12 protein-coding genes are annotated in these 13,038 nt (G+C 49.1%); 2 read left to right on the plus strand and 10 right to left on the minus strand.

Features of this window, described 5'->3' with window-relative positions:
* Window positions 1-262: 262 nt before the first annotated feature.
* The 5 genes from K7P76_RS06320 to K7P76_RS06340 all read right to left on the minus strand — a co-directional run bounded on the left by K7P76_RS06320 (window position 263) and on the right by K7P76_RS06340 (window position 4,990).
* Window positions 263-907 carry a bifunctional 4-hydroxy-2-oxoglutarate aldolase/2-dehydro-3-deoxy-phosphogluconate aldolase gene (locus K7P76_RS06320; protein ID WP_232184316.1) on the minus strand — a complete coding sequence of 215 codons (645 nt, stop codon included), beginning with the start codon at window positions 905-907 and terminating at the stop codon, window positions 263-265.
* Window positions 908-1,026: 119 nt separating this feature from the next.
* A complete protein-coding gene (locus K7P76_RS06325; RefSeq protein ID WP_232184318.1) occupies window positions 1,027-1,875 on the minus strand; it encodes an AraC family transcriptional regulator in 849 nt (282 codons plus the stop codon).
* Window positions 1,868-2,740, minus strand: coding sequence for a sugar phosphate isomerase/epimerase family protein (locus K7P76_RS06330; protein WP_232184479.1), 873 nt, complete (start codon window positions 2,738-2,740; stop codon window positions 1,868-1,870). The genes K7P76_RS06325 and K7P76_RS06330 overlap by 8 nt, the downstream gene beginning before the upstream one ends.
* A gap of 36 nt (window positions 2,741-2,776) precedes the next feature.
* Window positions 2,777-3,850, minus strand: a complete 1,074-nt coding sequence (locus K7P76_RS06335) for a Gfo/Idh/MocA family protein (protein WP_232184320.1) — start codon at window positions 3,848-3,850, stop codon at window positions 2,777-2,779.
* A gap of 15 nt (window positions 3,851-3,865) precedes the next feature.
* Complete coding sequence (locus tag K7P76_RS06340; protein ID WP_232184322.1) at window positions 3,866-4,990, minus strand: Gfo/Idh/MocA family protein; 1,125 nt, start codon at window positions 4,988-4,990, stop codon at window positions 3,866-3,868.
* A gap of 83 nt (window positions 4,991-5,073) precedes the next feature.
* Between K7P76_RS06340 and K7P76_RS06345 the strand changes: the two genes are divergently transcribed.
* Window positions 5,074-5,397, plus strand: a complete 324-nt coding sequence (locus K7P76_RS06345) for a hypothetical protein (protein ID WP_232184324.1) — start codon at window positions 5,074-5,076, stop codon at window positions 5,395-5,397.
* A gap of 100 nt (window positions 5,398-5,497) precedes the next feature.
* On the opposite strand, the gene K7P76_RS06350 is transcribed toward K7P76_RS06345, so the two are convergent.
* Window positions 5,498-6,424, minus strand: coding sequence for an AEC family transporter (locus K7P76_RS06350; protein ID WP_232184325.1), 927 nt, complete (start codon window positions 6,422-6,424; stop codon window positions 5,498-5,500).
* A 97-nt stretch (window positions 6,425-6,521) separates the two neighbouring features.
* On the opposite strand from K7P76_RS06350, the gene K7P76_RS06355 reads away from it, so the two are divergent.
* A complete protein-coding gene (locus K7P76_RS06355) occupies window positions 6,522-6,818 on the plus strand; it encodes a hypothetical protein (protein ID WP_232184326.1) in 297 nt (98 codons plus the stop codon).
* An 11-nt stretch (window positions 6,819-6,829) separates the two neighbouring features.
* Here K7P76_RS06355 and K7P76_RS06360 read toward each other — a convergent pair whose 3' ends face one another.
* From K7P76_RS06360 to K7P76_RS06375, 4 genes are all read right to left on the minus strand, one after another.
* A complete protein-coding gene (locus tag K7P76_RS06360; RefSeq protein WP_232184327.1) occupies window positions 6,830-7,489 on the minus strand; it encodes an SGNH/GDSL hydrolase family protein in 660 nt (219 codons plus the stop codon).
* Window positions 7,490-7,581: 92 nt separating this feature from the next.
* Window positions 7,582-9,168 (minus strand): DUF2339 domain-containing protein, encoded by a 1,587-nt coding sequence (locus K7P76_RS06365; RefSeq protein WP_232184328.1) that lies wholly within the window; start codon window positions 9,166-9,168, stop codon window positions 7,582-7,584.
* Window positions 9,169-9,174: 6 nt separating this feature from the next.
* Window positions 9,175-9,888, minus strand: coding sequence for a YwaF family protein (locus K7P76_RS06370; RefSeq protein ID WP_232184329.1), 714 nt, complete (start codon window positions 9,886-9,888; stop codon window positions 9,175-9,177).
* 382 nt (window positions 9,889-10,270) lie between these two features.
* The gene (locus K7P76_RS06375) at window positions 10,271-12,946 is read right to left on the minus strand and encodes a family 78 glycoside hydrolase catalytic domain (RefSeq protein WP_232184330.1); all 2,676 of its coding nucleotides are present in this window, start codon (window positions 12,944-12,946) and stop codon (window positions 10,271-10,273) included.
* Window positions 12,947-13,038 lie beyond the last annotated feature (92 nt).

The raw sequence follows: 13,038 nt of genomic DNA on the forward strand, positions 1-13,038 counted from the left end.
ATGCCAAGAAAGTACCTTGGCAGAGCGGGTGAGAGGTGTTACTTGGGCGTGAAGGCCAAGAAAGTGCCTTGGCGGAGCGGGTGAGCGATGTTGCTTGGGTGCGAGGGCCAAAAAAGTGCCTTGGCGGAGCGGGTAAGCAGTGTTGCTTGGGTGCGAAGGCCAAAAAAGTGCCTTGGCAGAGCGGATGAGCGGTGTTACTTGGGCGTGAAGGCCAAAAAAGTGCCTTGCCCAACCGGCGCCGACGGCCCTACATAAGCGGAACTTATATCGTCTTTGCCCCTTGGACTTCACTCACGAACGCTTGGGCCAAATTCCTCAGCTCTTCGAATTTACCGTCCTTTACCAATTGCTTGTCGATAAGATTGCCGCCCAAGCCGACGGCTACCGCACCCGCGTCCAAGACGGAATTAATATTTTGCAAATTGACGCCGCCCGTCGCGACCATCGGAATATGGTTCAACGGCGCGCGAATTTCCTTCAAGTAATTGATGCCGAGCGAGCCCATCGGAAACACTTTAACCGCGGAAGCTCCAGCCTTGTACGCACGAACGATTTCGGTCGGAGTCATCGTCCCCGGCCAAACTTCGATGCCCTGCTCTACGCCGTAGTAAATGACTTCTTCGTCAAGATTAGGAGAAATAATATATTCGGCTCCCGCCGCTACCGCTTCTTTGGCTTGTCCCAGGTCCAGGACGGTGCCCGCACCGATGCGCAGGCGGCCTTCATAGTCCGCACGGAAGCGCGAGATCATGTCTAATGCGCCATCGGTATTCAACGTAACCTCAAGGAACACGATTCCGCCGTCGGCCAAAGCTTTGGCAGTGTTATTCCCCGACTCTGCGGATATCCCCCGGATGATGGCAACGATTTTCTCGCGAGACAAGGATTGCATGAGTTCAGAGGGCATAAGAAATCTCCTTCAATAGGTATTGTTACGTTCGATAATCCCGTTTAACCAACGTAACCCATTCTACCATCTCAGAGGAAAAAATTAAAATAACTTCCGCGAATCTGCGAGCACCTTCGTTAAAGCTTCCCACCTTCCGCATCAGAGCGCTCTTCCTTCAATTGTTTTTTATACCGCTCGGGAGACAATCCCACATGTTGCTTAAAAAGCCTGCTAAAATGGGCCAAATGCTTGAATCCGAGCCGAAAGCAAGCATCCGTAACCGTTAGATCAGGCTGGAGAAGGAACAGGATTTTGGCTTCGTTAATCCGCTTCCGGTACACGTATTCGAATATCGTAACGCCGGTCACCTCTTTGAATATTTTCGCTAAATACGACTTGCTGAGATGCAGCGCATTTTGCAGCTTCTCCATATGCAAATCATCTTCCGCATACGTATCCTCTAACAAATTGATGACATTCTGAACGGTCATTTCCTTGTCCGAAGGAAACTCCCTAGGCTCGCGAAGGGATTGCAAGCATTGATCATAGATGAAATGCAGCATGTCAACGAAAGCGAGCAGCAACCGTCCCGCCCCAACCTTATCACCGCGCTGCTGATGACCGTGCATAACAACCAAAATCCGCTCGAACTCCTCTTTCTCCTTTTCACGCAAGCAAAGACGATGGTTCTTGAACTGCTCGAATGGCTGCATGACGGGAACGGCCTGAGGCAACTCCAAATAAGGACGAAGAATAGCCGGGTCAAAATGTACGATCGACCGGATGTATGGGACCGCTGGATCAACCTTTGGACAATGCAGAGTCATTCCATACATGAGTATTAGGTCGCCGGGAGCCAGATTATAAATCTGGTCGCCGATTAAATAGTTGCATTTGCCCTCGTGAAAATAATAAACCTCGTAATGCATATGCGAGTGAAAGATCGGTTCTATCGGAGCGGTTGAACGATAAATATATTCAAACATCTTGCCGAAGCTCCGCGACCAACCCTCCGATATATTCGGAAAAATGATTCAGCATGCTTGGCGAATCCGCAAACTGCTTGCTGAAATCCTCAACGCCCAAGTATCCGTCATACCCGACCGCCAGCAAATCGGCGATGACCTGTCTCCAAGGAACCATTCCTTCCTTGAGTCCTTCCCAATCGCATACCCAGTTGGCGCTTCCATCTTCCGTCTTGCCATCCGCCTTCCACCCGGCATTTTTCACATGGACATGCGCCAAGTAAGGCCCCAATATTTCCAGAGCCATCCGGTAATTTTCGAAGCCTTCGAATACCGAATTGCCCGGATCGAAAAGGACTCCTATGAAGCTCGGGTCCAACCCCTCGCACAATCGGCGCGCTCCCGAAGCAGAGGCGGCTATCGTTCCATGATGGATCTCGATTAACCCCTTGACCTCATATCGCTTGCAAAGCGCCTCTGCTTCCTTTAAATAAGCGATAGCCAGATCGAACAACTCTCCAAAAGGCTTGCTGCGATCATATCCGGGAACACCTAGTCGAATGTAAGACGCGCCCATGTAACGGGCAGCCTTAAGCACCTCCTCGGTCCCTTCCAAATCTCCCGCTCGCAAATAAGGAGTGACGCTAATCGTTGTAAGACCGTGCAGCTCCGTTGCTTGTTTGAAGCGGGTCAGTTCGGCCTCGCCGCCGGACGGGGATATCGTACTGAGATTGTTTCCCCAGAAAGAAGACAAACCGTCAACCGTCTGCGGCGCACGTTCCTTGTAACGCCACTCGATTCCGTGAATGCCGGCTAACTTGGCGGCAGCCGCAAGTTCTTCCGGTTCAAGCTCCGGCGTTGCTACCGTAAATACCGAAAGTTTAATCATAAGAGAAGTCCTCCTCGGCTCGATTCATCGTTTCTATTCAATGCGGATCGCTTTGGCTTGCGCTTGCAGACAAAGCTCAGCCGCTTTGAAGGCGTGCGCCTGAGTCATCGCATGCTCCGTTCGGTTCATGCAGTCCAGTATGAGCTCTCCGAAAAACGGAAAACCGACCTTGCCGCTTAAGTCCATATGAAATTCGCCTTCCCCATTTACCAAATACAATTGATCGCCTTTGTCATCCCGAGCGATATCGACGTATTTACGAAGCTCGATATATCCGTTCGTCCCCATGATGACCGTACGGCCGTCTCCCCAAGTCGATAAGCCATTTGGAGTCAGCCAATCGACGCGAAAATAGTTGGTCGCACCATTGTCGCCGACTAGGGTCGCATCGCCATAGTCCTCAAGCTCCGCATAACTCTTATTGTCGTAATTCGCCACTTTGCTATGGAGAACTTCGGCATCTTTGCAGCCCGCATAATACAGAAATTGCTCGATCTGATGGCTGCCAATATCGCAGAGAATGCCCCCGTACTGCTCTTTTCTGAAAAACCAATCCGGCCTTGAAGACGCGTTCAATCGATGCGGCCCGAGCCCGAGCACCTGCACGACTCGCCCGATGGCACCATCCTTCACCAACTGTCCCGCAAACACCGCACTTTCCACATGAAGCCGTTCACTATAGTAGACGGCATATTTGCGACCGGTTAAGTCGACGGCACGCTTCGCTTGTTCTAATTGCTCCTTAGCCGTAAACGGTGTTTTGTCGGTAAAATAATCTTTGCCATGCTCCATCGCTTTCACGCCAAGCGGCCCGCGAAGGTTCGGTACGGCAGCGGCGGCTACGAGCGCGACTTCGGGGTCTTGCAGAATTTGCTGTTCGGATGCCGCAGCCCTAACGTTAGGGTATGCTTCGATAAACCTACGAACTTTATCCGGATCGGAATCATACACCCACTTAAGAGATGCCCCCGCCTCCTGCAACCCATTGCACATTCCATAGATGTGACCGTGATCGAGCGACATGGCTGCAAACGTAAACTCTCCCTCGCTCACGACCGGTCTTGGCTTACCTTCCGGCGCGTAGTTCATGCCGTTAGCACGTGACATCGCCCTCATCCTCCTCTATCGTTTGCCGTTGGCCGAAAATAAGATTTGCTCTTGCAGCTTGTCGTAAAATACATCCTCGTCGATCGGAAGGCTTACCCAGTTATCCGTCCAAGTCGACAGCAGCATTGCATTTGATAACGTCAATCCTTTAATGCCATCCTCACCGGGTGCCAATAACGGCGTTCCTCCCATAATCGCATCCGTCCAATTTTGCGTGATTTCCTTATGCTGAGCGCCGCCTGACGCAACCGGAATCTCGCATTTCCAAATTTCCGGCTGACCCCAGGCGTTTGTATTCGTCCGATTGAACTCCGACTCTAACTCCCTTAAACGCCAGAAAGTCATTTTATCGTCCTCGATGACGATTTTGCCGCGATCCCCGGATATTTCGAACCGATTCGTACCCGGAGCTTCATAAGTCGAAGTAACGAACACTCCCGTCGCTCCGTTCTCGTATTCCGCGTAGGCGGTCACATCGTTCTCTACCTCTATGTCGCGATGCTTACCGAAAGAGCAGAAAGCCCGGATCCGCTTCGGCATAAGTCCTGTCGTCCATTGCCATAAATCCAGCTGGTGAGGATCCTGATTAATGAGCACTCCGCCACCTTCACCTCCCCAAGTCGCTCTCCAGCCGCCCGAATTATAGTAAGCTTGCGAGCGATACCAATTCGTAATAATCCAATTCGTCCGCCGAATCTCCCCAAGCTCTCCCGACGAAATCAATTCCCGCAGCTTAACATATAGAGGATTCGAGCGCTGGTTGTACATGATGCCGTACACTTTGCCGCTAGCGGCCGCCGCTTCGTTCATTTCCCGCACTTGCTGGGTATAGACACCAGCCGGTTTCTCCACCAGCACGTGAAGGCCGCACGAGAAAGCATCGATCGCTTGCCTCGGATGGTCATAATGGGGTGTGCATAACAAGATACCGTCTACCGCTCCCGAGCGAAACAAAGCTTCCGGGCTTTCGAACGTTAGGACACGGTCTCCCCACTGCTCCTTAGCCAGCTTCAGACGCTTGGGATTAATATCGCTAACCGCCGTTAACTCCGCCCCTTTCACTTGACCTTCAATCAAATATTGCGCATGCCCGGATCCCATATTCCCTAGCCCTACAATGCCGATTCTGACTTTGTTCACGAAGGATTCCCTTCTTTCGTCACATATTATTTCATTACAGCTATTGTATCATTGTTGACTATAAATGAACTTCACTCCTAGGCATGAAAACGTCTTATTATTTGACTGTGAGTCAACTGGAAGTTTTTCTCCACGATTCGATCAAAAACAACAATAAAACCCTCTATCATGCGTTTACGTATCCGGATATAATCAGCTTCATGAGACAATTAACCAATATGCTGGTAAGCCAGCACATGGCCTACGCCATTCAGAATCCGCACGAGATTCACGAATTCGAGTCGATATCCGACCATATGTTGCACTTCTTCGTTTCCGTGATCGGATTGTCGGAACAATCAGCTAACGCATATATCGAGGAATTCTTTGCACAACCGATGTTCTCGGCTGTAATGAAAGGAGGTTAAAGCTGCTCAGTTAAACAAAAAACCGCCCCACAAGGACGGTTGAACAAAAACACTCTCCGTGCGCTCCGCACGTATAAGCTCCATATTAAATCCCCAACAATTACGCCCGTAACAAATAAATGACCCCCGTAACTGTCACGATACTTAACGCCGTCGTTACGAGTACGGTTTGCGAAGCGAAATCCCGTTCGTTGTCGAACTCAACCGCGAGAAGCACACTTGAAAGCGATGTCGGCACAGCTGACGATACGATAAGCGCCGCTGCCATCATCCCGTGCAAATCAAGCAAGAGCACGACGCCCCATGCAAGCAAAGGACCGACCAGCAACCGAAGTGCCGAGGCGATTCCGACATCCAGCGCCAGTTTCCGGCTGATCGTTCCTTTCATGGTGCCCAATTGCACGCCAAGCGTAAATAGTGCCGTACCTATGAACGCGTTCGACAAATAGCCGATGGAAATGGTCAGGAAACCCGGCAATGGAACATGATAACCGCGCAGCAAAAACGCAATCGGTATCACATAGATGACCGGCATGGACAGTATCACTTTGCGTATTTCACGCCAATTGGCTTTATGGGCATTCACGCTATAAATGCCGTATGTATTCGGAACGAGCGACTGCATCATCATGATAATAATTTGAACCGAAAGCGTGTAGGCATTGCCCGCAAACGCGAGTTGATTGATTGGAATGCCATAGTTTGCGCTGTTATAAAATAGAACGCTGTTCCGCATGGCGGCGCGTTTGCCGCCATCGTATTTTCGCAGCCGAACGACAACCTCCAGCAAGGCGTATTGAGCAAGCATAAACACGATAAAGAAGAGCAGAACTTGCCCGAATAGCTGCAAAGAGATCGCCGTCCCATACAGCAATTCGAACATGATCGCCGGAGAAAACAAATAAAAATTCAACTTGGAAAGCGTCAAGATATCCAAATTGAATATACGATGCAAGAGGATCCCCAGACCGATAATTATCGATAAAGGAAGTACGTTATTCCAAAGAATATGCATAAAAATATCCATGCTGCCTATTATCCTTTCCTAAACCCATCAACCTTTTATACATGCTATACTATGATAACCGGCATCGGAATCCCGACTTCGCAAAGGATGAACGTGAATGGCTTTCGGCATTACTAGAGCAGAGTTGAATCAATGGAAGGAGGCGGTCGCGCGCGGCGAAACCGCCTACTTGACCCATTATTGGTACGATCCAAGGTTTCCCGAAGTGAGAACGGTAACTAAAGTAGGCAACGCCAACCTCGAACGGTTAACCGACTGGTGTATTGCCCACGGACTGAACCCCAAGTACATCCACAACCGTCCGCCTTTTCCCCACTTCGATTTAATGGGCTGGAAACAGAAGGATATATTAGCTAAAGAAAACCTGCTACATCACATGGATCGATTCAAATAAAACGGTTTCCGTTATCCATTTTTAGTCCAATCAAACCCGACTTTGTTCAGAAAAGCTCTTGCGAGCACGACATGGCCCGCTTGCGACGGATGTACGCGATCCCAAGCTAAAGTAGCAGCATACAGTTCCTTAAGCACCTTGTTAAACGCCGCTTGCGTATCTACGAATAACGTCCCCGTTTCCTCCGCAATCTTCTTAACGATAGTCCCGTACTCATCCATCGTTCGGCGCATAGCGTCCTGTTCGTTGCTTTCCAAGTAGAACGGAGTCATTAGCACCAAGTTGCCTACGACCGGTTTGGTTTGTTCGACCAGCGCACGCAGCGTCGCTTCATACTTATCCGCATATACATGCCACTCCGTAATGAACGGTGTGTCGTATTGCCGCCAAACATCGTTTGTTCCGATCATGATCGACAGCCAGTCCGGCTTCCGATCAATAACGTCTTCTTGCCATCTGGCTTGCAGGTCGAGAACCGTGTTCCCGCTATTTCCTACGTTCACGACACGAATGCCAAGCTCCGGATATACGGCTTGCAGCAGCGCATCCACCAAGGATACGTACCCTTTCCCGAGTGCTCCGAACAGCCCTTCTCCGGCAGGTCTGGCACGTTCGCAATCCGTAATCGAATCCCCGATGAACAGCAGTTTTTGGCCTTTTTTCAGCAACATAGTACGTCTCTCCCCTATTCGAACGAAGTCGTAATGATGGCTAATTCTACATCATTGTACAACGTTACGATCGCACCGGATAGAAGAAATAATCATAATTCGGAGTTAATCTCCTTCTCTACCCCTTTCCACTTTCCGTTAACCCATGTGATTAGGAAAGAGATACCGCCGAGAATGAGCAGCAGGAGTACTTTGTACAGCATCTCTTTGCCTTCCAAATCCATGAACATCGCTTTGCAAGCCACGCACAGCAGGACGACGGCGCCGAAAGCGCGAAACAGAATTTGACGGCGATAAGCGCCCCACAAGAACAAGAGCAAAGCATAGATTCCCCACGACAAGGTTAAGCTCATTTGCAGTAATTGATCTGCCGACTCATTGAAGTAGACGATATAAACGTTCCGAATTTGGACAGTTAGCAGTCCTCCGACTATGAGGTGCGCGAGCAAAGCGAATATATTGGATAACAGCTTCTCGGATCCTTTGGCCGCCTCGGATACTATGCCTTTCGTCGAGTAATAGAAGCCGATCGCGGCAAGCAATACCCACGACATCGCACCCCAATTCAGAAATGGAATGAACGTGCCGAACCATTCCCCGCGCGGAGTATCCCAAGTCACGATAAACCAATAGCAGCCGACGACAAACCAGATGACAAGCGAGCTCACGCTTGCGAATGCCAGCCGTTTAATCTGACCGATGATCGCAAGTACGCCGGCGATTCCGCCCCATACGAATACGTTGACGATCGGTTTGGAATCCATGCCGTTCCCCAGATGCGTGGAAGCTAAGAGCAGCATGAGCAATCCCCCTAGCTGCTGGCTAGCGGATGCCATATCCATCCGGTTCGTAAGCCTGTAGATGATTGTTCCGGAAATCATAAATACGATACCGATGAATCCAAGAATATAGGCGTAATGAAGTTCGCCTTGCAAGATGAATATCGACCAGCATCCAAACAGCACTCCGTTGGACAAGCTCAAATACAAATTCCATCCGTCGAAGCAGCGGTTGTTTTTCCAGGACGAGACTAGGAATCCAACAAGATAGAAAATAAAAGCAGCTAATGCATATTGGAATGGCAGGTTCCAAATCCCATCCGTCGGCGGATCGAAATGGACAAAATATACGCCATAGACGATCCATGTTCCGATAAAAGCATGGATTCTAAGCTCGCTCCACTTCTTGGCAATGCTAAGGAAGAAAAATGCCGAGTTAATGACTAGCAAGTACAAGAACAAGGTAAATACTTGATCCGTTTCCGGCTGCATGAGCAGAGGCGATAGCAGGCCGCCCGCGAGCGCAATATTCATGAGCAGTCTGGAATCAAAGCGGTAAGCATATGCGGAAACACCTACGGTAACGGCCGTCATTCCAATCAATACCGTCATCGGGCTCCATAATCCATAATAAATGCCAGCGAAAGAAAACGTAGAGTACAAGATACAAGCTCCCAATCCGATCATAATCTGCACGGTTGATAACCACTTGATGCTTCGACTGGCCAAAGCTAGACCCGCTACGCACAATCCCGTTCCGCTCAACAGGCCGAAGCCGATTTTCATATTGTCGGTAATCCAGCCTTGCTCGATAGAATACTTGAATAACGTCACGAACGCCGCAAGGATGAACAGTACGCCAAGCAGCGATGTCCAATGTTTACGAAAGATTTGTTCCATTACCGATCAGCCTCCTACAGGATTTGACTTCCGATTGACGAGCAGTAAACGATCTATAGCTTTGACGAGTCCCAACAAGGCGAAGCATAAGGATAGCGCCACGAGCTCCAACTGAAGCAAGTACCAAGGCCATGGAGCAAGCAGATCCAGCATTGAAGCCGTTTCCGGCTTGCGGGCCAGGAACATGAAATTAGTGCCCGTAAGTTCGTTAGCGATAGCGGCGGGTATGGCTAACACGTGCAACCACCCTAGCGCTCTGAATACGGAGGAAACCTTGGGCCGATAACCGTCGACTACCGTCAGGAAGACGCTTGCTCCGACGATCGCACTATGGGCGATGAAGAAGTGGAAATAGCGGAACTGCGGAAAAGTAACATCCAGATTCGGCGTTAGCAACGCCTGCAGAGCGCCCATGATGCCAAGAAAGAAGGTAATCTCATACAGCCTGCGATTACGGGTTAGGAGAAGCGCGGCGGATAACCACATCATGATGCTGCACAATTGGAAGGGCAGCGAATACCAGCCCCAGTTATCCGTAACGGCATACCACCCTTGGAGGGCAAGCTCGCAGATCACGAGCAAGGCTGCAAGCCCGATTCTTGCGATAAGGTTATAGACCGGGTCCTTTAGCTTTCTCCGAAAGAAGCTTATGCCGATTACGAATGCTGCTGCCAGGGCGAGCCCGATATCATGCGCTAGCGAGAACGGTTCGAATGCCATTGTGCTTCCTCTTTTCCATCATTAGAATCGCCTTGCTTATACCTTTATTTTAGGAAAACGGCAGCAAAAAAATAGTACCAACTTTATATGGTACCCCTTAGGTTGCTTCACTATTTGTATAACCCGATAGCACATTGGGAATTCCAAAAAATACAAAAGACTGAGGCAGCTAAAGAAATTAGCGATCTCAGTCTTTATTATTTTGAAAACACAGATATGAAATAATCGCATTAGATCCGAAAATGGAAATGGAATACGAACAATTGTCCCTTGTTTATAAGTCATTATAAACGTCGTCCTCTTCATTATCCCAATCTTTAAGCGCGTCTGTTATGACTCCCTTTGTTTCTTGCTTGGATGCACTATGCCCTTCAATCTCCTTTCAAGCTATAAAATCATAGATACCGGATGACACATGATAAACCGCATATTCCTTTTCCCATCGTACAAATTCAACATTCGCAGGATGCTTAGTGACTAACCGCGGTAAATCGGATTTAGTTTCCGTGGATGGCTGTTCCGTACGTTTTGGAACCGGAACAAATACCAAAGCCGTCGTATTCGCCGGAATTTCCACATGCAAGGTTAACAGTCCGTCTCGGATCGACCAATCGCTGACTATGACCCCATGGATCGAGCGATAAAATCCGCGCGCAAAAGTTAAAGCTCCGGTGCAAGTGGGCTGGATAATGATTTTTTGAAATCCAGGACTGCCTGATCGGATCCCCAAAATATGCGAATACATCCATGCGTCAAATCCACCTTTGAACGGATGGCTGAGCGAGCCCATTTTACTCATACCCGGCAAGTCGGCATCGCCTTCCCAATATTCCCATAACGTGGTGGCGCCGTTTAGCATTTGGTGCCCAAAGCTCGGATATGTCGTTTGCTCTAACACATCTATCGCTAATTCTGCATAGCCATAATCGCAGAGTGCATTAAATACATGCTTCAGGCCGAGATGCCCTGTGGTGAGATGAAGCTCCCGCTGTCTGATATCCACGGCAAGCGCATCGGCTACCGCTTGCTCTGAACATGACGGCACCAATCCGAACGTAAGGGCAATGCTATCAAGCGCCTGAGTGCCGTAGGTTGAATTGATTTCACTATAAAATTTTGCATTAAAGGTTCCTTTAATCGCAAGGGCGAGCTTTTCAAATGCTTGTGCATCCTCATGCCTGCTAAGAACTGAAGCAATCTCCGCCATTCGCATTGCGCTTAAATAAAAGCAAGCGGTCGATATTTGCGGAACCGTTTTCCCTTTCATTTCGAATCCATCCGGTGGACACCAATCATCCGTTCCGAAGGATACGATGTAATTCTCCGACTTTCCCAACAAATGATCTACCCATTGCTTCATTGCGTCATAATGTTCTTTCAACAATTCCTTGTCACCGCAAAATTGATAAAGGATCCAGGGAATTTCCAACTGAGCTAAACCCCATGCTGGTGCGGCTTCCCCGCAAGTGCGTTTTCCGGGTGCAATATTCATCCACTGTCCTTGGACTTTCCGGGTCGTCTTGATGTCCTCGATAAATTTTTTCCAAAAGGTTACCGAATCCCAGTTATACATCGTCGCCTCGGCAATCACCATCGCATCCCCGAGCCAGCCGCATTTCTCCCTAACCGGACAATCTGTAATTACCCCTTGCAAATTGCTGGTGATCGTATTTTTAATCATGCGATGAAGCCGGTTTATCATCTCATTCGAACATTCGAAAGCGCCGGTTTCCTTTACTGCATTATATAAGACGATGCCTTCCAGCGTTTCCACTGTCGGAATCCCGGGAAATCCGGTAATCTCCACAAAGCGAAATCCATGATAAGTAAACCGTGGCTCCCAGATTTCCACCCTCTTGCCTTTGAGGATATAGCGGTCCGTCTGGATCGAGTATATTACATCGATGGCTCCGGAATTCGTATCGATCATGCCAAGCTGATCCACCGTTTCCGCATAGCGCAGCGTCACCTCGCAGCCCGCAAGTCCTTCCATCTGCAAACGAATCCAACCGGACAAATTACGCCCCATATCCACAACATATACGCCATCTTTGGGTTGACTGATTCCAATCGGTTGAATGAATTCCATTCGTTTGACTGCAGGCATATGCTGGGAGACAAGCTTCCCGCCGGGAGCCGGGGCTTTTTCCGCTTGCAACCAATCGGAAGCGATATACTTGGGTTCACTCCAACCGGGCTTCTCCAGACGTGTATCATATACCTCACCGGCGTATACACTGTTCAGTGTTACCGGGCCAAATGTGGTCATCCAACTCTCATCGCTGACAATCCGTGCTCTGCTCCCGTCCGTGTACTCCAACTCCATTTGAAATATCAGACTGGGTATACCGTAAATCATCCATCCGTACCAAACCCGATGCTGGTGATACCATCCATCGCCCAGCATGATGCCGACAGCATTATTACCGGGCAGGAGCATTTCAGTCACATCGTAGGTCACATACATCACACGTTCTTCATAATCCGTCTGACTTGGATCCAACACGTGATCGCCAACCTTATGTCCATTGAGATACAATTCATAGTATCCGAGACCGCAAACATAAGCCCGCGCTGTTATAATCGCGGATTGCGCGGAGAACTCTTTGCGGAAAAGCGGAGACCACCCTGGCAAATGTCTTTCTCCCGTTCCGATCCAATCCCCTTGCCAATCACTAACTTCCAGCAGCCCGGTTTCCCACCACGCCGAATCGGTTGATTCCTCCATGCAACCCAATTCGTCCCATACCTGTACTTTCCAATAGCAACGCTGTCCGGATGCGAGCTCTTTGCCCTCATATTGCAAATGAACGGATTGATCTGAAGGCACTTTTCCGCTATCCCACAATTCATAGTGTTGGGCTTGCAAAGCTTGATATGAGCTTGAAACCATGATCCGATAAGCCGATTGTCGTTTTCCAGGTTCATCAGACTGTAAGTTCCAGCTTAATCTGGGATTCCGATAATCGATGCCCAATGGATTTTTTAAATATTCACAGCGAAGATTCTGTAAAATAAATGTTGCTTTCCTTCCGCCGTTAAGCCCTTGCTGTGGCAATTACTTTCCCCCAATCCAATATATAAATAATTTCAGAAAGCTTCCACCATAAAGCGGGAAAGCTTTCTGGAAGTCGTATCTATCCTAAGGCT

This window comes from Cohnella silvisoli (assembly GCF_021190915.1).
Lineage (GTDB): Bacteria > Bacillota > Bacilli > Paenibacillales > Paenibacillaceae > Cohnella > Cohnella silvisoli.

Coding starts and splice junctions, on each gene's coding strand:
- K7P76_RS06320 (WP_232184316.1), bottom strand. CDS start 907: ATGCCCTCTGAACTCATGCAATCCTTGTCTCGCGAGAAAATCGTTGCC.
- K7P76_RS06325 (WP_232184318.1), bottom strand. CDS start 1,875: ATGTTTGAATATATTTATCGTTCAACCGCTCCGATAGAACCGATCTTT.
- K7P76_RS06335 (WP_232184320.1), bottom strand. CDS start 3,850: ATGTCACGTGCTAACGGCATGAACTACGCGCCGGAAGGTAAGCCAAGA.
- K7P76_RS06345 (WP_232184324.1), top strand. CDS start 5,074: ATGAAAACGTCTTATTATTTGACTGTGAGTCAACTGGAAGTTTTTCTC.
- K7P76_RS06350 (WP_232184325.1), bottom strand. CDS start 6,424: ATGGATATTTTTATGCATATTCTTTGGAATAACGTACTTCCTTTATCG.
- K7P76_RS06355 (WP_232184326.1), top strand. CDS start 6,522: ATGGCTTTCGGCATTACTAGAGCAGAGTTGAATCAATGGAAGGAGGCG.
- K7P76_RS06360 (WP_232184327.1), bottom strand. CDS start 7,489: ATGTTGCTGAAAAAAGGCCAAAAACTGCTGTTCATCGGGGATTCGATT.
- K7P76_RS06365 (WP_232184328.1), bottom strand. CDS start 9,168: ATGGAACAAATCTTTCGTAAACATTGGACATCGCTGCTTGGCGTACTG.
- K7P76_RS06370 (WP_232184329.1), bottom strand. CDS start 9,888: ATGGCATTCGAACCGTTCTCGCTAGCGCATGATATCGGGCTCGCCCTG.